The sequence below is a fragment of the Carboxydothermus ferrireducens DSM 11255 genome (assembly GCF_000427565.1).
Classification (GTDB): Bacteria; Bacillota; Z-2901; order Carboxydothermales; family Carboxydothermaceae; genus Carboxydothermus; species Carboxydothermus hydrogenoformans.
In genome coordinates this window covers 12,885-36,037 of the sequence record NZ_ATYG01000026.1, presented here as the reverse complement: position 1 = coordinate 36,037, position 23,153 = coordinate 12,885, and the positions used below count along the sequence as shown (strand labels likewise).

The 23,153-nt window shown below is 37.5% G+C and carries 22 protein-coding genes and 1 riboswitch; of the genes, 20 read left to right on the top strand and 2 right to left on the bottom strand.

Annotated elements, in window-relative coordinates; translation table 11 throughout:
- Positions 1–192: 192 nt before the first annotated feature.
- Together CARFE_RS16310 and CARFE_RS0110245 are read right to left on the bottom strand one after the other, a co-directional pair.
- Positions 193–387 carry a hypothetical protein gene (locus tag CARFE_RS16310; protein WP_028052697.1) on the bottom strand — a complete coding sequence of 65 codons (195 nt, stop codon included), beginning with the start codon at positions 385–387 and terminating at the stop codon, positions 193–195.
- 37 nt (positions 388–424) lie between these two features.
- A complete protein-coding gene (locus CARFE_RS0110245) occupies positions 425–628 on the bottom strand; it encodes a site-specific integrase (RefSeq protein ID WP_028052696.1) in 204 nt (67 codons plus the stop codon).
- A 503-nt stretch (positions 629–1,131) separates the two neighbouring features.
- On the opposite strand from CARFE_RS0110245, the gene CARFE_RS0110240 reads away from it, so the two are divergent.
- The 20 genes from CARFE_RS0110240 to CARFE_RS0110140 all read left to right on the top strand — a co-directional run bounded on the left by CARFE_RS0110240 (position 1,132) and on the right by CARFE_RS0110140 (position 23,110).
- Complete coding sequence (locus CARFE_RS0110240; RefSeq protein ID WP_028052695.1) at positions 1,132–2,418, top strand: acetamidase/formamidase family protein; 1,287 nt, start codon at positions 1,132–1,134, stop codon at positions 2,416–2,418.
- A gap of 752 nt (positions 2,419–3,170) precedes the next feature.
- On the top strand, positions 3,171–5,051 hold the full coding sequence (locus tag CARFE_RS0110235; RefSeq protein WP_028052694.1) for a sigma-54-dependent Fis family transcriptional regulator: 1,881 nt from the start codon (positions 3,171–3,173) through the stop codon (positions 5,049–5,051).
- 157 nt (positions 5,052–5,208) lie between these two features.
- Positions 5,209–5,511, top strand: a complete 303-nt coding sequence (locus tag CARFE_RS0110230; RefSeq protein WP_011344165.1) for a UxaA family hydrolase — start codon at positions 5,209–5,211, stop codon at positions 5,509–5,511.
- Complete coding sequence (locus CARFE_RS0110225; protein ID WP_028052693.1) at positions 5,508–6,665, top strand: UxaA family hydrolase; 1,158 nt, start codon at positions 5,508–5,510, stop codon at positions 6,663–6,665. Before CARFE_RS0110230 ends, CARFE_RS0110225 begins: the two co-directional genes overlap by 4 nt.
- A 237-nt stretch (positions 6,666–6,902) precedes the next feature.
- Positions 6,903–7,865 (top strand): 2-keto-3-deoxygluconate permease, encoded by a 963-nt coding sequence (locus tag CARFE_RS0110220; protein WP_028052692.1) that lies wholly within the window; start codon positions 6,903–6,905, stop codon positions 7,863–7,865.
- A 204-nt stretch (positions 7,866–8,069) separates the two neighbouring features.
- Positions 8,070–9,368, top strand: a complete 1,299-nt coding sequence (locus tag CARFE_RS0110215; protein WP_028052691.1) for a four-carbon acid sugar kinase family protein — start codon at positions 8,070–8,072, stop codon at positions 9,366–9,368.
- Between the two features lies 1 nt (position 9,369).
- Positions 9,370–10,365: a 4-hydroxythreonine-4-phosphate dehydrogenase PdxA gene (gene pdxA / locus CARFE_RS0110210; protein WP_028052690.1), complete on the top strand. Its 996-nt coding sequence runs from the start codon at positions 9,370–9,372 to the stop codon at positions 10,363–10,365.
- Positions 10,366–10,566: 201 nt separating this feature from the next.
- Positions 10,567–10,688, top strand: a riboswitch (TPP riboswitch).
- A gap of 123 nt (positions 10,689–10,811) precedes the next feature.
- Positions 10,812–11,003: a sulfur carrier protein ThiS gene (thiS, locus tag CARFE_RS0110205; RefSeq protein ID WP_028052689.1), complete on the top strand. Its 192-nt coding sequence runs from the start codon at positions 10,812–10,814 to the stop codon at positions 11,001–11,003.
- Between the two features lie 31 nt (positions 11,004–11,034).
- Positions 11,035–11,799, top strand: coding sequence for a thiazole synthase (locus CARFE_RS0110200; protein ID WP_028052688.1), 765 nt, complete (start codon positions 11,035–11,037; stop codon positions 11,797–11,799).
- Positions 11,800–11,834: 35 nt separating this feature from the next.
- Entirely contained in the window at positions 11,835–12,956 is a 1,122-nt protein-coding gene (thiH, locus tag CARFE_RS0110195; protein WP_028052687.1) for a 2-iminoacetate synthase ThiH, read from the top strand.
- On the top strand, positions 12,943–13,548 hold the full coding sequence (gene thiF / locus CARFE_RS0110190; protein ID WP_028052686.1) for a sulfur carrier protein ThiS adenylyltransferase ThiF: 606 nt from the start codon (positions 12,943–12,945) through the stop codon (positions 13,546–13,548). Before thiH ends, thiF begins: the two co-directional genes overlap by 14 nt.
- The gene (gene thiE, locus CARFE_RS0110185; protein ID WP_028052685.1) at positions 13,541–14,215 is read left to right on the top strand and encodes a thiamine phosphate synthase; all 675 of its coding nucleotides are present in this window, start codon (positions 13,541–13,543) and stop codon (positions 14,213–14,215) included. The genes thiF and thiE overlap by 8 nt, the downstream gene beginning before the upstream one ends.
- A 268-nt stretch (positions 14,216–14,483) precedes the next feature.
- Positions 14,484–14,777: a DsrE family protein gene (locus CARFE_RS0110180; RefSeq protein ID WP_245570782.1), complete on the top strand. Its 294-nt coding sequence runs from the start codon at positions 14,484–14,486 to the stop codon at positions 14,775–14,777.
- A gap of 185 nt (positions 14,778–14,962) precedes the next feature.
- Positions 14,963–15,571, top strand: coding sequence for a TatD family hydrolase (locus tag CARFE_RS14960; RefSeq protein ID WP_245570781.1), 609 nt, complete (start codon positions 14,963–14,965; stop codon positions 15,569–15,571).
- Between the two features lie 204 nt (positions 15,572–15,775).
- A complete protein-coding gene (locus tag CARFE_RS0110170; protein WP_028052683.1) occupies positions 15,776–16,930 on the top strand; it encodes a glycerate kinase in 1,155 nt (384 codons plus the stop codon).
- A 539-nt stretch (positions 16,931–17,469) separates the two neighbouring features.
- Positions 17,470–18,723 (top strand): benzoate/H(+) symporter BenE family transporter, encoded by a 1,254-nt coding sequence (locus CARFE_RS0110160; protein ID WP_179393718.1) that lies wholly within the window; start codon positions 17,470–17,472, stop codon positions 18,721–18,723.
- A 108-nt stretch (positions 18,724–18,831) separates the two neighbouring features.
- Positions 18,832–19,935: a M24 family metallopeptidase gene (locus CARFE_RS0110155; RefSeq protein ID WP_028052681.1), complete on the top strand. Its 1,104-nt coding sequence runs from the start codon at positions 18,832–18,834 to the stop codon at positions 19,933–19,935.
- A 145-nt stretch (positions 19,936–20,080) separates the two neighbouring features.
- A complete protein-coding gene (locus CARFE_RS0110150) occupies positions 20,081–20,866 on the top strand; it encodes an IclR family transcriptional regulator (protein ID WP_011344183.1) in 786 nt (261 codons plus the stop codon).
- A gap of 186 nt (positions 20,867–21,052) precedes the next feature.
- Positions 21,053–21,670 carry a (2Fe-2S)-binding protein gene (locus CARFE_RS0110145; RefSeq protein WP_028052680.1) on the top strand — a complete coding sequence of 206 codons (618 nt, stop codon included), beginning with the start codon at positions 21,053–21,055 and terminating at the stop codon, positions 21,668–21,670.
- Positions 21,671–23,110, top strand: a complete 1,440-nt coding sequence (locus tag CARFE_RS0110140; protein WP_028052679.1) for a hypothetical protein — start codon at positions 21,671–21,673, stop codon at positions 23,108–23,110.
- Positions 23,111–23,153 lie beyond the last annotated feature (43 nt).

Below are 23,153 nucleotides of genomic sequence, written 5' to 3'. Positions count from 1 at the left end.
CTGTGCATTGCTTGTCTAATGGCAGCTGCAGCCGAACAGAAACGGCTTATTGATGACCGTATGGTCAAGGTAGTAATTGAAAATGAATTTTCTGTATAAAATTATGCCAATGGCCAGGCAGTATAAAAAACTGCCTGGCCAAATAAAGTGAGCAATATTTGCGGCCACTTAATTTGAGCTAAATGTGGTCAATTAGTGTGAGCGGTAACACCCAAGTTTTCTTACAGTTTTAATAAATACTCTGGTAACATAGTCTGGTCGCAAAGGCAGTCCATCTTCATAGACGCAAATATAACCACTATTATTATAAGTAGGACCAAAAAGATTTTTATGTTCATTAATTTTTTCCTTTGCTTTTAGTAATTCCTTTTTAACTATTTCAGGCATGAAAACAGTTCTTCCATGACCTGATTTAGGCTCTTTTTCATACGGTTTTCCCTTTAACAGAAACAATATTACGACGGACAAAGACTACTCCATTATCCATATCTATTTCTTCCCATTTTAAGCCAAGGGCTTCACCTCGACGTAAACCTAAAAAAGCCGAGAGAAAAATTGGCATATACGCAGGTTCGCCATCAATTGCTTTTAAAATAGATTCCACATCTTTTGGAATTAAAACAAACATTTACTTTTGGTTTTGGCTTTCCTGGTGGTTCAATTTCATCGTGGGGGATTTTGGCAACAAAATTCCATTTGAATGCCATGTTTTAAATTTTAAATTTTGAAACTAGGAAAACTACATTTATCTTTAATTTTATTTTGTTAAATTTATATCTTATCAGATAGAAGGATTTAATTTGTTTGCATCGAATTAGTAATTTAAAACAGATAAATGTCGTCGATGTTTTAGGGTTTTGGCATTCTTGGATTTCGACGACGATTTTAAGGTTTTCACACTCGCTTAAAAATGAAAAATTTCTATTTAAGAAAAAATAAAAATAAAACTTCATATAACATAAATTTAGCAAGATATTTTGCTTCTACCTTCAGAAAGTTTCAATAATTAAGAAGAGTAAAGTGTTAAATATTGCAGAATATTCTTGATTCTAATCGTATATTTATTTTTAATTTTTTAAACTATATGTGGGGTAACCTAAAAAATTTCAGAGAAATAAGGAGGAATGAAAAATGGCAAGTCGTATTGTGCATACCACTAAAATGACTTGGGTATTGGACCCCCGGGAGCCAATGCTAGGCCCTGTAGTAGATGGGGGAACAATTGTTGCCCGAGTTTCACCCGGGTGCTGGGGTCCTATGATTACTCCTGATTATCCTAGTGGTCACGAAGTTACTCATCCTGTTGCAGTTGAAGGTGCTGAAGTAGGAGATGCGGTTTTAATTAAAATAAAGAAAATAAACGTCTTGTCGCTAGCAACGACATCCGGTACTGACAGTTTTAATGATGGCAATTATGTTGGTGATCCTTTTGTTGCCAAAAGATGTCCGGGATGTGGAGCAATTAATCCCAAAACATATGTAGATGGGATTGGCGAAGACGCCATAAAATGTGCAAACTGCCACACTCCTGTTAAGCCTTTTCATTTAGATAACGGTTATACAATGCTTTTTAATGAAGAAAGGACCATAGGTATTACTGTTCCTCCAGAGTTGGCTAAGGAAATAGCAAAACAAGCAAGTCATTTTAGCGCAATTCCCCCTGAATCACATCAGTATTCCTCAAACCTTATTGCCAAAGGTGACCTAGCTGGAGTGTTGACTCGTGTTCGTCCGATGGTTGGGAATATTGGCTCATGTCCAGCTGTTCCTATGCCATCTTCACACAATGCTGGAGATTTTGGTAGTTTCCTTTTAGGTGCTCCTCATGATTATGCGCTTACTGAGGAACAACTTCTTTTAAGAACAGACGGCCATATGGATATAAACGAAGTTCGTGAAGGAACAATGATAATTGTACCGGTAAAAGTTCCGGGAGCTGGGATATATGTCGGCGATGTCCATGCCATGATGGGGGATGGTGAGGTAGCTGGTCATACTACCGATGTTGCAGCTGAAGTAATTATTGAAGTCAAAGTAATAAAAGGTTTAAAAATTGATGGTCCTATCATTTTACCAAGACCTGAAGACTTACCATATTTAGCCCGTCCATATACTGAAGAAGAGAAGAATAAAGCACGTCATTTAGCAGAGATTTACGGATTTAATGTGGAAACAGAAATGTACCCACTTCAGGTTGTAGGCTCGGGTGTAGATTTAAATAAAGCAACAATAAACGGACTTGAAAGAATGGCTAACTTAACAGGCCTTTCAATCTCTGAAGTAAAAAACAGAGCAACTATTACCGGTGACATTCAAATAGGCAGGTTACCAGGAGTTGTACAGGTCACAATGTTAACTCCAAGCAGCATTTTAAAGAAATTGAATTTACTGGAGATATATGAGGAGCAATATAAGTAAAGGAAATACACTAAATTTGTAAAGTAAATCAGGCGGGGTAACCCGCCTGATATGTGTCTTTCTTGGCTTGTATTATCGATAAGAATATGGCCATGAACTATACTTAAAATACAGGGGCAAGAAATACTCTTTAGTGTTTTTTATAGTTCTTTACTTTTTAAATAATTTAAAAGGAAGTTAGATATTAAATTTCTATTTCGAGTCCACGGCACTCTGACTTTAATTAAAATTGTAAATCTGCTAGCTGCTCAGCTTAGTAACAATAATCTGTTGGAAGATAAATAAGTTTTTTTGCTTCATCCTAGGTTAAATCTGTTTCTTTTTTATTTAGTTAAATCTAACTCACACCTTTTTATTGTTCGGAATTTATTTTTTGCCTGGACATGGTCAGCCCTGGATAATGTATGTATTACCGGAGTTGACGCGAAATAGCTTGATGTTATATGGAGGGTAGTATTAGGTGAAATAAGTAAAGTAGGATACTTTTTTTAAAAATAATTTTGGGAAAAGAGGAGGAAAATTTTTAAGTTACTGGTAATAAAGTGCAATAATGTATAACAATGCCGCTGTAAGTACATTAAATGTTGATGCCTCGAATAGGTTAAAATTTTTTTCGCGATAAAATTCCTACTAAATCTTGACACAAACTAACCAATTTCATCTTTTTACAATTAGTTATTGGCTTTTGATGTCTTAATTCTACCTAAAGGGCGGGAGTGGCACAATCCTTTTTTGAAAGGATGGAAATAACAGTGAATATTGTGCTCATTGCTCCTTATAAAAATCTGCTTGAAATAGCTATGGAGGTCAAAAAGGATTTTGATTTTGCTTTTAATTTGGAGCTTGGAGATCTAAGTGAAGGCGTGAAAATAGCACAGGAGTGGGAAAAGAAAGGAGCCGACATCATTATTAGCCGTGGTGGTACTTACCAACTTATAAGAGAAGCAGTATCGATACCTGTAATTGAAATAAAAGTTAGCCCCTTCGATATTCTCAGGCAGTTTAAAGGACTGATTGGTTATAGCGAACCTATTGGAGTTGCTGGTTATATGAATGTAATTTACGGTTCTGAGGTTATCGGGGAAGTATTGAATTTAAACCTTATTAAAATAGAAATCAAAAAGGAAACAGAAGCTCTATTTCAAATTGCTGAAGCCAAGGAAAAAGGCGCAAAGATAATCATCGGTGACACCATTGGTGCTTGTTGCGCTGCACAACTAGGGCTTAAAAGTCGGCTAATTATTTCTGGTAAAGAAGCGGTTGCAAATGCGCTTAGTGAAGCATTCAGGCTAGCGGAAGCCATTAAATCAGAAAAAGAAAAAACCGAACAGATTAAAACAATTGTTGACTTTGTACATGACGGGATTATTGCCGTGGATAAAGATGGGAGGATATCTATATATAATAAAATGGCGGAAAAAATATTCAAAAAACTACCTTCCGAAGTTATAGGAAAAAAAGTAGAAACAGTAATACCTAATACCCGATTATACGAGGTAATAAAGACAGGAAAGCCTGAAATCGGAAAAATACAGGAAATTTCGGGAACTATAATTGCCACAAACCGAGTTCCGATTGTGGTAGGTAATGAGGTTGTAGGAGCAGTTGCAACATTTCAGGATGTGGCTGAAATTCAAAATATGGAACAAAAAATAAGAAGACGGCTGGCAGATAAAGGATTGATTGCGTCTTTTAAGTTTGATGACATTATTTTTATAAGTGATAAAATGAAAGATGTTGTTAATCAAGCAAAAAAATATGCTCTTTTAGATTCTACAGTCCTTATTTTGGGCGAAACGGGTACGGGCAAGGAACTTTTTGCCCAAAGTATTCACAATGCAAGTGAAAGAAAAAATGGTCCATTTGTAGCAATAAATTGTGCTGCTTTGCCAGAAAATTTATTAGAGAGCGAATTGTTCGGATATGCTGAAGGAGCTTTTACTGGCGCAAGAAAAGGAGGAAAGGCAGGGCTATTCGAGCTTGCTCATAAAGGTACCATATTTTTAGACGAAATCGGTGAAATGCCTATGGGGCTCCAGTCAAAACTGCTAAGAGTAATCCAAGAAAAAAAGGTGATGAGAATAGGAGATGATAGGTTAATCCCGGTTGATGTGAGAATAATATGTGCCACAAATCGAAATCTTATTGAAATGATTAATGAAGGTAAGTTTAAACGAGACTTATTTTACCGGATTAGCGTTCTTCAAATCCATATACCGCCTCTCAGGGAAAGAAAAGAGGACATTGAAGTACTTGTACCATACTTTATAAAAAAATATTCACTTATTTGCAAAAAGCATATTCAAGGAATCACTTCCAGGGGGATGGAGTTTTTAAAGAAATGGGATTATCCAGGAAATGTAAGGGAATTGGAGAGCATTATCGAAAGAGCCTGCGCAATTTGCGAAGGTAATATTATCGATGTAAGAGATATTAAACTATACAATGATCAAGATAGTATGAAAAATAAAGTGTCAAGTCAATCCTTCCTTGAAATAAAACCACTAGACGAAATTGAAAAAGAATATATTAAAAAGGTTATAAAATTTACAGATGGAAATTTATCAGAAGCAGCGAAAAAGCTTGGAATAAGTAGAACAACTTTATGGAGAAAACTAAAGAATTTCAATTAAATTCGTTACCGAAAACCATTGTTGCATTTTGCAACAATGGTTTTATTTTTTAACGAATAAGTGTTTCAAATTTTAACATTTGTATTAAAGTATTTAGCAATTAACAGATAAAACGTTGGCATGACCTTTGCTTGAGGTATTAAATGGAGGTGGTTATATGAAAAAACTTGCAGTTGTGGCTCATCCTGAAGATAACGTGGCCACAGCAGTACAAAACTTAAGTAAAAACGAGGAGGTGCTAGTGGATGTAAACGGTAAAGAATTGAGGATAAAATTAATTGATAATATTCCCTTTGGGCACAAATTTGCTCTCAAAGAAATTGAGATGGGAGCAAATGTGGTTAAGTACGGTGAGGTTATAGGGAGAGCTACAAAGTCCATCAAAGTTGGCGAACATGTTCATGTCCACAACATTGAGAGTTTGCGCGGTAGGGGTGACTGGGAGGGGGATGTAAAATGAAAATCAAAGGTTTTGTAAGGCCAGACGGTAAAGTTGGTATCCGTAATCACGTGTTAATAATTCCATCATCGGTTTGTGCTAGCGAAGTAGCTATGCGGATAGCTTCTCATGTAAATGGAGCAGTAGCTCTCGCCAACCAGCACGGCTGCTGCCAGATTGGGGCTGATCTGGAACTTGTTACAAAGACGCTTATAGGACTCGGTAAGAATCCAAATGTAGCAGCTGTTCTTGTTGTAGGTTTAGGCTGTGAAGGGGTTCCCACTGAGAAGGTTGCTCACGAAATATCAAAAACTGGAAAAAAAGTTGAATATATAATTATACAAGATTGTGGGGGAACTTTAAAAGCTGAGGAGATTGGTACAAGACTGGCAAGGCAAATGGCCCAGGAAGTTTCTTTGCTTAAAAGAGAAGAAGTAGATATCACAAATTTAATATTGGCGGTTGAATGTGGAGGATCTGATACAACCTCTGGGCTCGCATCAAATCCGGTAGCAGGTTATGTTTCAGATAAGCTAATCGAGCTTGGTGGCACCTCAATGTTTTCGGAAACTACAGAAATAATTGGTGCCGAACACTTACTTGCTAAACGCGCAGTTTCCAAGGAAGTAGCTCAAAAGCTTCTAGAAATAGTTAGAAGGTGTGAGGAAAAAGCCAAAACAATGGGAGTTGACATGCGTGGAGGACAGCCAACCCCTGGAAATATCGAAGGTGGTATAAGTACCATAGAAGAAAAATCCCTTGGATGTATATATAAGGGAGGTACTAAACCAGTACAGGGAGTCTTGGAATACGCAGAGGCACCAACAGGTAAAGGGCTTTATATTATGGATACCCCAGGACAGGATATTGAATCGATAACAGGGATGACAGCAGGTGGAGCGCAACTAGTAATCTTTACAACAGGTAGAGGAACACCAACTGGCTCACCCATAGCTCCAGTAATAAAAATTACTGCTAACCCTGATACATTTAAAAAGATGGAAGACAATATCGATTTTAATGCAAGCACGATAATTTTAGGAGATGAAACTATTCGGGAAGCAGGCGAACGGTTATTTAGTGAAATGTTAGAAGTTTGCAATGGCAAGCTTACCAAAGCCGAGGCTCTGAAACATAGAGAATTTGGAATATATAAACTTATTTCAACCTTTTAAAGATTCAATTTATATGCATAAAAGTTTATAGCAGTCCCCCCTTTTTTTAGAGGGGGACTATCACCTTAAAACATTGCAACTGCTATACTAAATGCTTTGCAGAATTTCTCGATATCTTCTGAATTAGAAATAAGCTTAAATTTCGTAAATTTTTAATTTTGGTCTAATTATAATTTATGTAAATTTTTTAGAATAATCTAATTTATTTAAACTAAAATTTTGCAAGGAGGGAGCCAAATGAAAATTAAAGCAACTTTAGAACGTGTACCTGGTGGTATGATGGTCATTCCCCTTTTTTTGGGTACATTAATTAATACACTTTTTCCAAATGCAGCAAACACATTTGGATCCTTTACAGGAGCTTTACTAACCGGCGCTTTACCAATTTTAGCAGTATTTTTTGTATGCATGGGAGCAACCATAGATTTTAAAGCGACACCTTACATTTTAAAAAAAGGTGGAGCTTTATGGATTACAAAAATATTAATTGGAGTTATCGTAGGAGTTATAGGTGCCAAATTTCTTGGAGAAGGAATGATAAAAAGTGGTCCGTTTGTCGGACTTTCGGTTTTAGCTCTTGTAGCATCGATGAATGATACAAATGGTGGCTTATATATGGCCTTAATGGGACAATTTGGCAAAAAAGAAGACGTAGCAGCTTATTCTGTTATGAGCTTAGAATCTGGGCCGTTTTTTACAATGGTGACATTAGGAGTGGCAGGACTTTCAGCATTTCCATGGCAAATGCTTGTTGGAGCAATACTTCCTCTTATAATTGGTATGATTTTGGGTAATTTAGATAAAGAACTGAGGGAATTTTTAGGTAGAGCAGTACCAGTATTAATACCGTTTTTTGCTTTTGGGCTTGGAGCCAAAATGAATTTGCTTGATGTATGGAAGGCTGGACTTGTAGGTATCTTGGTGGGCGTTGCTGTAGTAGTTATTACAGGAACGGCGTTATTTATTGCTGATCGGTTAACAGGTGGTAACGGAATAGCCGGGTTAGCGGCTGCATCCACTGCAGGAAATGCTGCAGCAGTCCCAGCTGTAGTTGCATCAGCAAACCATGCCTATGCTCCAGTTGCACCAGCGGCTACAGCAATAGTAGCTTCGTCAGTTATTGTTACTGCATTTTTGGTTCCAATTATAACCGCTTGGTGGGCAAAACGTATCGGTGTTGTAAATAACAATGCCGCATAAAATTTTGAATAAAAGCATTATATCTGAATCTTACATTAGGATAAATGTTATAGGGGTCAAGGGTAAGCAAGTTTCAAAATGTGTGGTTCCTTGACCCCTAAAATTCTAAAATGTTATATGTACTGCAATTTTTACTTTTCTCTAAAAAATGAAAAAATATAAAAACTGATAAAGAAAACTAGAGAAAAAAGGAAGTGGTATAATGTGAAACAAATTGCTATTATTGCCGATGATTTAACTGGGGCCTCAGATACCGGTGTTCAATTTACCCAAAAAGGACTAGAAACCTTGGTTATCTTTGATGCAAAAAACTTTTTTGAAGATGCTAAAAATGTGAATGTAGTTGTTATTGATACTGACAGCCGTTCTCTTACTTCTTCTGCTGCTTATCAAAAAATAAAAGAAGTTTCTCAAGTATTAAAACCTAAAGGATACAAGCTAATTTATAAAAAAATAGATTCTACACTTCGTGGAAATATTGGTGCAGAAATAGATGCCATAATGGATGTTATTACTTTTGATTTTGCAGCTATAGTGCCGGCTTATCCTAAAATGGGCCGAACCACAATTGAAGGGCAACATTTTTTACATGGAGTTCCGATTGATAAAACTGAAATCGCAAATGATCCTATATGCCCTGTCAAAGATTCCAATATAGTATCTTTATTATCGAGTCAATCAAAAAGAAATATTGGCTTAGTTAACCTGCAAACAATACGATCAGGGATTGAAAATATAAAAGCCAAAGTTGATAATTTATTAAAAAAAGATGTCCAGCTAATAGTATTCGATTCTAAAACAAGTCAAGACTTAAAAATCGTAACCGAATATCTTTCTTCAAGCAACTATCAAATTCTTTGGGTTGGTTCAGCTGGGCTAGCAGAGTCTTTACTAGATGCACTTGAGTTTACCTTTAATGACATATCGCAATTTAAATTACTTTCAACAGAAAATCCGGTATTGCTTGTTATTGGAAGCATTTCAAAAATAACTCAGCAACAGCTTTCAATTATACTTAAACAACCTAACGTAACTTCGGTAAAACTGGACCCATTAAATGTTTTAAAAGATGAACAATATAATAATGAAATTTCTCGTTGCCTCGTTGAAATAAAATTAGCATTAAAAAAAGGATTTGATGTGGCTTTTCATGTCAATTCGTCACCTGAAATTGTGCAAAAGACACAAGAAATAGGAAAACTTCTTAATATTCCGCAAAACCAAATATCGAATAGAATTGCAGATGCTCTTGGCATCATTTCAAGCCAAGTTATTAAGGAAATTCCTTTGCAAGGACTTATTTTAACAGGAGGAGATACAGCAAAATCAGTATGCAAACACCTTGGAGTTAGAGGTTTGAAGTTGATTAAAGAACTAGAACCAGGGGTCCCAATAAGCCAACTTATTGGCTTTGGTAATTTGTTGGCAATTACGAAAGCCGGTGCTTTTGGAACAGAAAGAACTCTTATTAATGCAGTACACTTTTTGAAAGGAGATAGGTGATATGTCAAGACCGGTAATCGGAATTACTATGGGAGATGCAGCAGGAGTAGGGCCAGAGATAATAATGAAGGCGCTACGCGATCCTGAAATTTATGCAATCTGTAAACCATTGGTTATAGGCGATGCAAAGATACTGCAACGGGCTGAAACTTTTATCCATACTGGACTTCATATTAAACCGATTCAGAATATCGATGAAGCAGAATTTAAATTTGGGATAGTTGAGTGTTTGGATCTTAATTTACTTCCTCCTGATATTCCCTTTGGACAAGTTTCAGCAAAAGCTGGAGATGCAGCTTTTCGCTATTTAGAAAAAGCTATTGAACTAGCAAAAGAAGGTAAGATTGATGCTATTTGTACAGCACCCCTAAATAAAGAAGCACTGCATAAAGCAGGTCATATGTATCCTGGCCATACTGAGATATTGGCAGAGCTAACAAACACAAAAGATTTTGCAATGATCCTATCTGCACCCAAATTAAAAGTCATACACGTAACAACACATGTGGGATTAAAAGATGCTATAGATATGATTAACCCGAATCGTGTATACAAAGTTATAAAACTTGCTCATGATATCTTAAAAAAAGCTGGTTATTCGAATCCCAGAATTGCGGTTTGTGGAATAAACCCGCATGCTGGCGAAAATGGATTATTTGGCTACAGAGAAGAAGAAGAAAAAATTATCCCAGCGATTAAAAAAGCTCAACAAGAAGGAATAAATGCGATTGGTCCTTTGCCAGCAGATACGGTATTTTACAGAGCTATCAGAGGCGATTTTGATATTGCTGTTGCTATGTACCATGATCAAGGCCATGCCCCTGTCAAAGTATTGGGGTTAGAAGTTGGGGTGAATATTACTGCAGGCCTTCCTTTTGTCAGGACAAGTGTTGACCATGGCACCGCCTTTGACATTGCTGGAAAAGGAATTGCAAATGAATTAAGTATGAAAGAAGCAATCCGCCAAGCTGTTGAATTGACTTCCAAAAAAATTTAGATAAAAATTAATATCAATTTACCAATCTCCATCGAAAAGGACATTTCGCTAAAACAATGATATTGGCTCTTCGCTAAGTAGTATGGGTAAATGTCTCTAATGATTGTATTAGCATTAGGACTAAAAATCTATTGGATTGTCACAAAAAGTGAAATTTAACTTGAAATGATTAACAAAAGTTGTTAAAATTAAAAAAAACTAAATATGGTTTAGGGGAGCTGAGGGGGTAAGCTCGGCTGAGAGTAGGCACCGAAAACCCTGTGCCTTGACCCTTGGAACCTGCTCCGGGTAATGCCGGCGAAGGGAAAAAGACGACGTTAAAGCCTTTAATGCTAATTACAACCGGCATTAAAGGCTTTTTTATTTAAAGTATTTAAATGGCATCATAAGAAAACCGCCGGCGAAATGGCGGTTTTTTATTTGGTGTTGAAGAAAGGGGGGAGTTCATGCTTAAGGTCAATGACAAAGAGCTGAAATTTACGGGAAGTATTAAAGAATTACTTGATTACTTAAAACTCAACCAATCTTCATGTGCTGTTTTGGTAAATGGTGAAATTATCAAGAGGGAAAGCTGGGAAGAGTACCTGCTCAAAAATGATGATTATGTGGAGATTGTTAGTTTTGTGGGTGGGGGTTAATAGTTAAAAATTTACCAGGGAAGGTGATTACATGTTTACTATTGGCGGTAGAACGTTAAAATCAAGGCTTTTTGTTGGCACAGGTAAGTTACCGGATTATGCTTTAATTTCCAGGATGTATTATGAAGCAAAGGTTGAGGTTTTTACTGTGGCTGTTCGCAGAATTGGTCTCAATACAAAACATGAAAAAAGTGTTTTAGAGTTTATTCCCAAAGAGGCAGTAATTATGGTAAACACTTCGGGGGCAACAAACTATAAGGAAGCTATCAAAATTGCTCAAATTGGCAGAGAGTTGACTTCTTCTGACTGGGTTAAGGTTGAAATTGAAAAAGATACGAAATACTTATTTCCAGATAACTATGAGACCCTCAAGGCGTGTGAGATTCTGGTGAAAGAAGGATTTAAAGTTTTTCCTTACATTTACCCTGATTTAAACATCGCTAAAGAGCTTGAACAGATTGGTGTTACGGCGGTAATGCCCCTTGCAGCACCTATCGGAACAAACAAAGGGATTGGTTGTGAAGTTTTATTAAAGCCAATAATTGCTGAAGTTGAGATACCTGTAATAATCGATGCTGGAATTGGCCGACCGTCTCATGCTGCACAAGCAATGGAACTTGGGGCTGATGCAGTTTTAATCAATACTGCCATTGCTACGGCAAAAGATCCTTTGGTAATGACCCTGGCTTTTTCCAAAGCAGTTGAAGCGGGAAGGCTTGCTTATGAGATTGGACTATTAAAAGAGTACGAATATGCTCAGGCATCGTCTCCTCTTGAAGATTTTATAAAGGGATAAAGAGTTTGATTTAAAAAGGTTAGAAGGTGTTAGCTGTGCTTGATTATTTACAAAAATGTTTTGAACTTTATTTTAGGTATGAGCAATATGTTCCTTCCTTTTCTGAAGCTTTGGATATTTTAGCAAAAGACTATTTGGATAAAATTGACTTAGTCAAGCTTTTAAATGTTGAGGATGAAGAAATAATAAAACTTATGGCAAAAAAAGCCAAAAGAATTACGGAACTTAATTTTGGAAAAGTTATTTTATTGTATGCTCCATTGTATATAGCTAACTTTTGTGAAAATGGGTGTGTTTACTGTGGTTTTTCCAAACTAAGAAAATACCCACGGGAAAAACTTAGTTTAGAGCAAATGGAAGAAGAAATGCAGCAGATAAAAAGTGAGGGAATTGACTCTATTTTACTTTTAACCGGTGAGGACAGGAAAAATTCGCCTTTTGCCTATATAAAAAATGCCTGTAAGCTTGCCACTAAATATTTTTCAGAGGTTTCAATCGAAGTTTATCCCCTTTCCAAAGAAGAGTACGAAGAATTAGCAAGAATTGGGGTTATAGGTATTACCATTTATCAAGAAACGTATATAAAGAAAGATTATGAAAAGCTGCATCTTTTTGGTCCAAAAAAAGATTATGAATTTAGGCTTTATACTCCGGAAAGAGCATTAAAAGCGGGGTTTAAAGCGGCAAGTATAGGACCGCTTTTAGGATTATCTTTGCCCAAACTGGATGTGTATTCGGCAATTTTACATGCTGACTATTTAATGAAAAAGTATCCTCAAGCGGAGATTGCGATTTCTTTTCCAAGATTAAGGGCTGCCAATACGGCATTTAAGGCCAAACATGTGGTATCCGATAAAGAGTTTATTAAGTTTTTGCTTGTGGCCAGACTCTATTTGCCCCGGATTGGTATTAATCTTTCGACGCGGGAGAGGCCAAGCTTACGAGATGCTCTTCTGGACATTTGCATTACAAAGATGTCAGCCGGTTCCAAAACAACTGTCGGAGGGTATTTTAGCAAAAAGGAGGATTCCCAAGGGCAGTTTGAAGTTGAAGATCGAAGAATGGTAGCTGAGATAATTGAGGTTATAAGAAAAAAAGGGTTGAGGCCAGAGTTTACAAATTGGATAAGAGGTGTAAGGCCTTATGAACTCCTTTAATTTAATGCTGAAAAATTATTTTGATGATGATTTATTGCAGAAGCTAAATAGAGTAAAAATACTAATTATTGGCTGTGGAGGGCTTGGGTCACACATTGCTTGGATGCTGGTTCGTTGCGGGGTTCAGAATTTGAAGATTGTTGATTTTGATCGGGTTGAGCTTACAAATTTAAATAGGCAAGGTTATTTTTTGGCGCATGTGGGTCTACCTAAGGTATTAGCCTTAAAAGATATTCTTACCCAAATTAATCCAGGAGCAAATATTGCCATAGCAGTTGAAAAAATTGATAGTAAAAATGTTGAAAAAATAATTATGTCCTATGATGTTATTGTGGAGGCTGTAGATGATGAAACAACAAAAGCTTTAATTTTCGAAGCAGCTATGAAACTAAACAAAAAGGTTGTTGGTGCTTCCGGAGTAGCTGGCTTTGGCGATTGTGAGCGTATACAAATCAAAAGAGGTAGGAACTTTGTTATTGTTGGTGATTTTGCAACTTCTGTCAAAGATAAAAAACCTTATGCTCCTAAAGTAACGGCCGTTGCTGCAATTCAGGCCGATGAGGTGTTAAGGATGGTGGTGGAGGATGAGTAAGCTGGAAAAGTTAAGACTTTTTGAAGACTATAATATCTACTGCATAACTGCCGAGAAGTTTTCCCGTGGTAGAGAAAATCTTAAAGTTGTTTCTGAGATGCTAAAAGCTGGAGTAAAGATAATTCAGTATCGAGAGAAATATAAGTCACTGAAGGAAAAATACTATGAATGCCTCAAAATAAGAGAACTGACAAGACAATATGGGGCCATTTTGATTGTAAATGACCATGTGGATTTGTGTCAAATGGTTGACGCGGATGGGGTTCATCTTGGCCAAGACGATTATCCGGTTAAAGAGGCTCGGAGGATTTTAGGGGATGAATATATAATTGGAGTTTCTACTCATTCTCCCGAACAGCTGAAAAAAGCAGCAAAGGAAGGAGCTGATTATGCAGGTGTTGGACCGCTTTTTGCCACGAATACTAAAGATAATGCAATACCCCCGGTTGGACTAGAATATCTAAAATGGGCTGTTGCAAACTCAAGTATACCCTTTGTTGCTATAGGTGGGATAAAAGAATATAACATTCAGGAGGTTCTCGACTTGGGAGCCAAGTGTATAGCGCTTGTTACAGAGATTGTTGGGGCTGAGGATATTAAAGATAAAATTGATAGACTAAATAAGATTTTAGAAAGATATAGGGTTAGTAACAAAGCCTTCGATTAAAGAGACGGGTATTAGTCCTAACGTTAATTGAAAAATACCGATATCTCTCCTTCTAATAACTTTCATAAGATAAACTAATTGGACAAGAAAATTTTTCTATGCTACATTACTTTTAAAGAAAATCTTGAAAATCAATCAAACTGGTTTAGGAGGATTCGCTGTAAAAAAAATCATAACTTTAATTTATGAAAGTTGAGGTGTTAAACCGATGAATAGGCTTAAGCTTGTGTTTCATATTAACGAACCTGATAAATGGCAGAGGGTAATAATGAATATCAATAATTTTTTAAACGATGTGGGCCAAGGAAATGCTGACATCGAAGTAGTAGCTAATGGAGAAGCAGTTTCAGCCTTCAAAAGCAATGGTCAAACAAATAAAATGCTAGTAGAACAAATGCAGAAGTTAGCTGAAATAGGGGTAAACTTTGTTGCTTGCCAGAACGCTCTTAAGGCTCAATCGATTGCTAAAGAGAGTTTGCCCGAATTTGTAACAGTTGTACCGGCCGGCATAACAGAAATTGCCAGGAAGCAAACAGAAGGATTTGCGTACATTAAGCCATAATTAGTTTAGCTAAATAAGAGAGGAGTATGCAGCATGGTGGAAATGGTAGATTCTCATACCCATGTTTCATTACTTCCGTACGAGGGTCTCGAAAACATGGCCCTGACCGGAGTAAAAAAATTATTGGCTGTTCCTTATTTTTTGGAGCTCAGCATGCGGAGACACTTTTTGATCATTTTCACCAGATGTTAACTCTTTCGCGGACAAATGCTGAGAAAAACGGCATCAAGCTTTTTGTTGCTGTTGGTATTCACCCGATGGGAATTCCGAAAGATTGGCCCAGAGTAATTGAAGCATTACCCCACTGGTTGAGAAGGGACGGGGTTATCGGTTTAGGAGAAATCGGCCTGCATGAGGGTAGCCGGTTGGAACAGGATGTCCTCCGCGAGCAGTTAATTATCGCTAAGGAATTCCAGTTGCCAGTGATCATTCATACTCCGCCACAGAAGAGGATGGAAATAACCAATGAAACGCTTGAAATTGCTGCTTCCGTCGGTATAAAACCAGAAAAAGTGATTATTGATCACGCTAATTTAGATATTCTTGATTTAATCGAGGGATTTGGGGCTGTTCCCGGACTTACCATCCGGTCCGATGGAATTACTCCGCAGGTACTCCTCCACAATTTAGAACGATTCCAACGGGGTGTTCTTAACAGTGATTATAGTAACCTCAAGCCCAACGATCCCTTGAGTGTTCCAAAAGCTGTCCAGTACCTGAAACTAAACAAGGTATCGCCCGAAGTTATTGCCCGAATTGCAAGATATAATGCTGAAAAATTGTTTGGCATTTAATTTTACAAATGGAAATATCCTGTGTTGTAAGTTACTTTTCTTAAAGAAGTGCAAGTATAAACCCTGCTGTTACGGCAGGGTATTTATTTTAGTTAGTTTTGTCCCATTATTTAATAACAAAAATCCATTACATTTACATTTAATAAATTATTAAAATAAAATTAAATCAAGTAGATCAAGAAAAAAATGGAGGAGGTTCCTTTAATGAAAATAGTTGTTGCCCCCGATTCTTTTAAAGGAAGCCTGAGTTCATTAAAAGTTGCCTTAGCTATTGAGAGAGGTATTAAAAGAGCTGCATCCGAAATAGATGCAGAAATTGAAATAATAAAAATTCCTATGGCCGACGGTGGAGAGGGCACAGTAGAGGCCATAATGTGTGCTCTGGGTGGAAGACTTGTAAAGACCCGGGTTCTTGATCCTTTAGGAAGGGAAATAGATTCTTTTTTCGGTGTACTACCAGATGGTACCGCAGTAATTGAAATGGCTGCGGCTTCCGGGCTTAATCTTTTGAAAACTGAGGAAAAGAATCCTATGATAACTACCACTTACGGCACGGGTCAACTTATAAGGGCGGCACTTGATGAGGGATGCAGAAAATTAATTATAGGAATAGGCGGCAGTGCTACCAATGATGGTGGTGTGGGGATGGCCCAAGCTTTGGGTGTAAAATTTCTTGATAGCAACGATCGTGAGATTGGTTTTGGAGGTGGAGAACTTTATAAAATAGAGCGGATAGATTACTCAGGCCTTGATGCAAGAATCAAAGATACCGATATTGTAGTCGCCTGTGATGTGAAGAATGTGCTATGTGGTCCAACAGGTGCTTCGGCAGTTTATGGACCTCAAAAAGGTGCAACCCTTGAAATGGTAAAAGTTCTGGATGAAAATTTAAGGCATCTAGCTACAATGATAAAAAGATACCTGGGAAAAGATGTGGCTGAGGTCCCGGGTTCAGGAGCTGCAGGTGGGCTGGGAGCTGCTTTGCTGGCATTCTTAGATGCAAAACTCCGGCCGGGAATTGAAATAGTTATGGAACTTGCTCAGTTTCCTGAGGTAGTAAAAACTGCGGAATTAATTATTACTGGAGAAGGAGCAACGGATTACCAGACTATGTTCGGAAAGGTCCCTTTGGGAGTTGCCCGGGTGGCAAGAAAATTTGGCAAGCCAGTAGTATGTATTTCCGGTTCCCTTAATACAGGTTACGAAAAATTATATGCCGAGGGTATAACAGCTTTATTCAGCATAGTTAACCGCCCAATGACTTTAGATGAAGCTATGGAAAGAGCGGAAGAACTGCTTGAAAAAATTTCTGAAAATGTCTTCAGACTATATTATTTAATGCGGGAAGGGGATAAATAAATGACACCTGAACAACTCTTAGAATAGCAAAAGGTTCCATGACGAAAAATAAATAACGGTAATCAAGATCCGCAATTTCTGGCCATCAAAACGACCAAAGACCCGCAATATACAAGAAAAGGAAATGATTTAACTCCTTCCTTGCAACTAAAAGATATAAATATAAAAAATTTTGTAGACTGTGAAGGAATTTTTAAATTTATGTCGAAAATTAATAATAAGAACAGTGTTTGGTATTATAGAACAACTAAAATATTAAAAATTTTATTTTTATTTTCTTAAATCAAAACAATGTTTGATAATATAAGACATTAATACAAGAGGAGGGAAAATATGAATTAAAAGGAAGGATAATGTTTGAAAATGTTGGAAGTTTTTTATGATGTTTTGTTTTTATGATTTGCTAATGGGGGTGAGGAAAAGAGAAAAAAGAAAGAAAAAAAGAAGAAAAAAAGAAAAAAAGAAGAAAAAAAAGAAAAAATGAACTAGATATGGAATTTTTGTAAGGAAAAAGTAGATTAATACGAAGGAGGGTAAAGATGAGTATTTCTAATAACTTAATGGAGAAAGGTTATAATATTGGCGAAAGTTTTCAAGAACTCGTTAAAAATCTTTCTTTTCCCGGATTAACTACTGGATTAATCGGTGCGTTATTTAGCAGCATGGGGCCAGGTTTAATTGTGATGAGTGCAGCCAAGCAAGGTAACCTTCCTGATGATATTGCAGTGTCCTGGATTTTTGCGATCTTTTTCTTTGCTGGGTTAGCAACAATGTTTGTTTCACTTTACTATCGCGTTCCCCTCGTGATAGCTTACAGTATACCAGGTTCAGTGTTAATTGGCAAGTATTTAGCTTCTGGTGGAAATATACACGAAGCGGTCGGTGTTTATTTTAGCATAGCTGTGCTTGTTATTATCCTTACGGCTACAGGCGCTATTAAAGCTGTTATCGAACATATTCCGATTCCTATAATGCTGGGGATGGTTGGCGGAGTACTTTTGAGCTTTGGATTAAATGCTTTTACAAGTGCTTTGACCACGCCAGCAGTTTATGGCATAATGGTAATTATTTATTTTATATGGTACTATTTTAAAGGGTTATCAAGTAAGATACCTGGAGTTGTGGTATCACTGATTGTTGGTGTACTATTGCTGAAATACTTTGGATTAACCAAGAATGTTCCTATACAATGGGAAGTTGCAAAGCCTGTAATTGTTTCTCCTAGTTTTAGTTTAAAAGGTTTACTCACCTTGGGAGTTCCACTGTTCTTTATGGTAGTTGGTGTCCAAAACATCCAAGCGGTTGGGGTATTATTATCCAGGGGATATAAGCCACCAATAAATGCAATGTATTTTATTCCCTCGATTGCTACATTTTTTAATGGTTTGTTTGCTGGTCACACTGCAGTAACGGCTGGACCAAGTACAGCTATTTGTTCTAGTGATATTGCAGGGCCCAAAGAGTACCGCTGGATTGCTTCTTTCTTTGAAGGAGTTTTTTGGGTATTGGTGGGCTTATTAGCGAAAGTTGGGGTTGAAAGTGCGAAGTTGGCTCCCAAGGAATTTATGCAAGTCATTGCTGGCTTAGCTATGTTTGAAGTATTTATAAGTGTTTTTGAAGGGGCATTTAGTCAAAAGTTTCGCAAGGGAGCGATGGTAGCATTCTTTGTGGCTGCCAGCGGTATTTCTTTATTTAATATTGGCGCTCCTTTCTGGGCAATTGTATTTGGCGTCATAGCTTCACTGATAGCTGAAAAAGGTGATTTTAAAAAAATAAATAATGAACAGCAATAAACTTTTGCTAAAAATTGATAAATTGAAATTAAGCACCTTCTATGGGGGTGTTTTGGCAACACCCCCACCCCTTTTTTGCAAACTTAAGAATTGAAAGAAGGTGTTAATTTGAAGGATAACTTAATTCATCGGATAAAAAAAATACAGAATCTAATGGCCGAAAAAGATATAGATATTTTGGTGGTAGTAAATCGCGAAAACCTAATTTATTTTACCGGCTTAACGCAAATTGAATGTATGGCTGTTTTAATTCCATTAAAAGATGACCCATGTGCTATAACGCTTTGGCTCGATGCTGATTACGTAGAGCAAGAATCAGGTTTAAAAACTTTTGGTTATTTCTTTCCCAAAGAAAGCCTGGGAAGTAAGGTTGTGGAGCGAATCAAGGCTTATGGTTTTCACGCTCCCCGGATTGGATTTGAAAGATATTTTGTGCCTTTTGCTTTTTATGATGTTTTGCGGCAAAACTTTCCGGAGTCAAACTTTGTTGATGCGGCTGATTTATTTTACCGTGTCCGGGCTGTTAAGGAGCCGAATGAAGTGGAAATGATTCGGAGAGCAGCTTTTGCTGTTTGTAAGGGAATGGAGGCTGCTATAAAAACAATAAAGCCGGGAATAAGTGAGCTCGATGTATTGGCAGAAGCTGAATACGCTATGTTAAAGGCGGGTTCAAATGGTTTACCTTTTCGACCGCAAATTGTTTCCGGTAATCGTTGCCTGCTTACCCACCCTCATTCAAGTACTAAATTAATTGAAGAAGGCGAGGTAGTTGTTGTTCACCTCGGTGCAACTTACAATGGTTATTGTGCAAAAATGTGTCGCACTGTTGCTGTAGGAGAAATTTCTGCTGCACATGAAAAGGTATTTAATCTTTTGTTAGAAGCACAGGAAAAAGCCATTGCGGCTTTGAGGCCTGGTTCAAAAGCCTGGGAAGTGGATGAGGCTGCCAGAGAAGTGATCAGAAGGGCAGGTTTTGAGGAATACTATCTTGATGTTATAGGATATGGGGTTGGATTACGGCAATCGGAGTTTTACCCAATTATCGGAAAAGGACGTCAGGATGTTATTGAGGTTGGAATGGTAGTAGATTTATTATTACCAACTATATATCATCGGGACGTTGGAGGACCAAGGATAACGGATGTAATTTATGTCGGTGAAAATGAAAATGAAATATTAACCGACTATCCAAGAAAATTGATTAGAGTTTAAAAATAAAGTTTTCTATTGAATTGAAAAAAGTAAAATTTTTATACAAATTTTGAAAGGAAATTTAAGATTTATGTTGAAAATAATAACTTAAGTAAGGGAGGAAACAAATTGATTACGTAGTTTTTATTGATGGAAGGTTGAAATAATGAAAAAAAACAATAACGATACTCTTATTCAATCGGTTGATCGGGCTTTAAGAATATTAGATACTTTTAGCCTTAAGGAAAAGGAATTAGGTGTTACGGAAATTGCCAACCGTTTAGGCTTGCATAAAAGCACTGTGTTTGGGTTACTCAGGACCCTTGAACATTGGGGATATGTTGAACAAAACCAAGTTACAGGAAAATACCGCCTGGGTCTTAAGTTATTAGAATTGGGTAATCGGGTGAAAGAAGGATTAGATTTACGGGCTGTAGCTTTGCCATTTTTACAGGATCTTGTTGAAAGATACGGTGAAACCGTTCATTTGGCTGTTCACGACCGGGGAGAAATTGTCTATATTGAAAAAGTGGAAGGACCAAATGCTATTCGAATGTACTCGCAAATTGGGCGACGGGCTCCAATGCATTGTACTGGTGTAGGTAAAGCTATTCTTGCTTTTAGACCCGAGAAGGAAATAGAGGAAATAATTCGCACAAAGGGGCTTAAATATTTTACTCCTAACACGATTACAGATCCCAAGAAATTACATGAAGAACTAAGTTTGATTAGGGAAAATGGTTATAGTCTTGACAGAGAGGAAATTGAGATAGGGTTAAGGTGCGTTGCTGCTCCTATCAGGGATAGTCAAAATACAGTTGTTGCAGCTATTAGTGTTGCTGGTCCTTCAATACGCATGACCGAGGAGAAAATACAAGAATTAATTGTTAGTGTTAAAGAAGCTGCCTTAGAAATATCAAAGCGTTTGGGCTATCAAACATCAAGTAGGTAGTTTTATTTTGTAACAAATTAGTTTTATTGTGCCAATAAATCAAAACACAGTTTGATAATACAAAACAAAGCAAAGAAATGTAAAGGAAGGGGGAAAGGCAGATATGGTCTGGTCCTTAAATAAAAGTAGTTGTTAATATTCTGTTCTTAAATACCAAACATTATTACTACTGCGAGGAGGGGTTTTATGCGAGTTGTTAATATGCTTGCGCAGGTTGATTATGATAAGTGTATTGGATGTCAGACATGTGCTAAAGTTTGCCCGGTTTTGGCTATCAAAATTGAGAATAAAAAACCGGTAATCAATGCTGAAATGTGTAGAGGCTGTGCAGCTTGTGAGCAAAGATGTCCGCAATATGCCATAAATATGGTAAAAAGGGAAGAACCGTTTACAGTTTATGTTGATCCTTCAACAGTAGATGCAGAAAAAATTGAGGAATTATGTAAAAAAGCCCGCCTCCATCCGGAACAAATTATTTGTTATTGTACTGCGACCAGAGCTGAAGAAGTTGCGGCAGCTATTTTAAAAGGTGCTAAATCGCCGGAAGAAATTTCCTTACAAACAGGTGTTCGTACAGGGTGTAAGGTCGAATGCATTGAGCCAATTTTACGGTTACTGGAAGCTGCGGGCATTACTCCTGAAAAACCAGATGGCTATCAATGGTATGGAAGAACACCCACAGTCTGGGAAATTCCTGAAAGCGTAAAAGAAAAATATTCAAGTAGAGGGTTCTATTTTGACGAAGATATTAAATTACTGGACAAAGTTTTAGCGGCAAAAAGCAGCAGAAAGGAGGATAAGTAAATGGCTGCTAAGGTAATTCCCCCGATTAAACCAAGAGTTTCGCAATATGGTGTTGATCCCAAGTATGTGACCAAAAGAATTTCGGATTATCCGGAAATGACAAGTGTAAAGCTAAAAGAATTGTTCGCGGATACCCCGGATGTGATTTATCCTTCGGAAAAAGGGATTGCGGCGATTCGCGAAAATGTTATTAAGGCTCTGGAAAAAGTTGATATGAGCATGATAAAACCAGGTGATTCGGTTAACATCCTGGCATCCCATCATGGATTTACCTTGCTTGGCGGTGAACCCTATGCTGAGGTATTAAAGACGGTAAGGGAAGTTATTGCCGAAAGAACGGGAGCAACGGATATAAGACTGCGGGCAGGAGTTGGGTTACGCTTCAGGGAAACAGAGGAATATATTAAAGCCTTTGGTTTAGATGTAGCATTTAACGGAAAAGCCAAAGGGGTAGCTCCCATAGATAAAGGAATACCAATTGAGACCGAGATAGGAACTCTTTATGGAATTGCAGCGGTCTACGATGCGGACTGGATTGTCCATGTTCATAACAGCGACGTACGTGAAGTCCACTTCCACCGGCACGTTGACCGGGCAGTAAAGCCGTTTGGTATGTCCTATGCCCGGATAGAGACCAGATCAACGTATCACCAAAACCTTGGGCCCAGAGGAGCAAATTTCACAGCCCGGGCAATTTTTGCCTCCGAGTTCGTGCAAAGTAAATTTGCCTTTGCAACTTTCATGAATATGTCACCAGCAGGAGTAGTATCTATTGAAGCCGATAATGACCTTCTCGCTTTGAACGAAAAAATTACTGCTGATGGTTTGCGGTACTACGGGAAGATTATGACCTTGCTTGGTGAAATTGACGAATGTATAGCAGGCTTGGATTTTCCTGCACCCGTTCCGTATGTTTTTGCTGCGGGAGTAATTTTTGCTAACTTTGTTGGAGCAAACGTTGATCTTTTTGACCTGGATAACCCTCTTCCACCGTACACCTGGTATACTGAAGCTTTTTACGATAAGTCAGGGAAGCCATTAATTGAAAATGTACCCCCAGTAAATCCTGCCATTAAAATGGTTGTCCATAATTATGCCTGGGGTGGATATCCCAGCGCGTTTTTTGCCCATCAAATACCTACTGTAGTAGTTGGGCGGGAGCAAGCTGACTTGATGGACCGAGATCCGCAAAACTTGGATTATATGAAGTATGCAGTGATTGCCAGGGACTTAGATTCGGCAATGGCTTATGCTTATAAAGTAGCAAAAACGGATAAGGTTATCATTTTTGACGGGGCTGCTGGTGGTTTGAACTGTAGTGAAAGTTTGGCTGAATATTTGAAAGCAAAAGCTCCCGAAGTAAGTAGAAGAGTAGACCAGGAGTTGCTGCCCAAGTGGTTACGTCAGCGGGGGATTGATCCCAACATTTTTAAGAAATAACGGCAGAGAAATTAAATATTGAAAAAGCTCGCTATTTAAAAAA

Bases quoted from the DNA above. Each gene is read 5' to 3' on its own strand.
- CARFE_RS0110245 (WP_028052696.1), bottom strand. From the start codon at position 628: ATGTTTGTTTTAATTCCAAAAGATGTGGAATCTATTTTAAAAGCAATT.
- CARFE_RS14960 (WP_245570781.1), top strand. From the start codon at position 14,963: ATGTTAACTCTTTCGCGGACAAATGCTGAGAAAAACGGCATCAAGCTT.
- CARFE_RS0110150 (WP_011344183.1), top strand. From the start codon at position 20,081: ATGAAAAAAAACAATAACGATACTCTTATTCAATCGGTTGATCGGGCT.
- pdxA (WP_028052690.1), top strand. From the start codon at position 9,370: ATGTCAAGACCGGTAATCGGAATTACTATGGGAGATGCAGCAGGAGTA.
- CARFE_RS0110140 (WP_028052679.1), top strand. From the start codon at position 21,671: ATGGCTGCTAAGGTAATTCCCCCGATTAAACCAAGAGTTTCGCAATAT.
- CARFE_RS0110180 (WP_245570782.1), top strand. From the start codon at position 14,484: ATGAATATCAATAATTTTTTAAACGATGTGGGCCAAGGAAATGCTGAC.
- CARFE_RS0110145 (WP_028052680.1), top strand. From the start codon at position 21,053: ATGCGAGTTGTTAATATGCTTGCGCAGGTTGATTATGATAAGTGTATT.
- thiS (WP_028052689.1), top strand. From the start codon at position 10,812: ATGCTTAAGGTCAATGACAAAGAGCTGAAATTTACGGGAAGTATTAAA.
- CARFE_RS0110220 (WP_028052692.1), top strand. From the start codon at position 6,903: ATGAAAATTAAAGCAACTTTAGAACGTGTACCTGGTGGTATGATGGTC.
- CARFE_RS0110230 (WP_011344165.1), top strand. From the start codon at position 5,209: ATGAAAAAACTTGCAGTTGTGGCTCATCCTGAAGATAACGTGGCCACA.
- CARFE_RS16310 (WP_028052697.1), bottom strand. From the start codon at position 387: ATGCCTGAAATAGTTAAAAAGGAATTACTAAAAGCAAAGGAAAAAATT.
- CARFE_RS0110240 (WP_028052695.1), top strand. From the start codon at position 1,132: ATGGCAAGTCGTATTGTGCATACCACTAAAATGACTTGGGTATTGGAC.
- CARFE_RS0110170 (WP_028052683.1), top strand. From the start codon at position 15,776: ATGAAAATAGTTGTTGCCCCCGATTCTTTTAAAGGAAGCCTGAGTTCA.
- CARFE_RS0110160 (WP_179393718.1), top strand. From the start codon at position 17,470: ATGAGTATTTCTAATAACTTAATGGAGAAAGGTTATAATATTGGCGAA.
- thiF (WP_028052686.1), top strand. From the start codon at position 12,943: ATGAACTCCTTTAATTTAATGCTGAAAAATTATTTTGATGATGATTTA.
- thiE (WP_028052685.1), top strand. From the start codon at position 13,541: ATGAGTAAGCTGGAAAAGTTAAGACTTTTTGAAGACTATAATATCTAC.
- CARFE_RS0110225 (WP_028052693.1), top strand. From the start codon at position 5,508: ATGAAAATCAAAGGTTTTGTAAGGCCAGACGGTAAAGTTGGTATCCGT.
- CARFE_RS0110200 (WP_028052688.1), top strand. From the start codon at position 11,035: ATGTTTACTATTGGCGGTAGAACGTTAAAATCAAGGCTTTTTGTTGGC.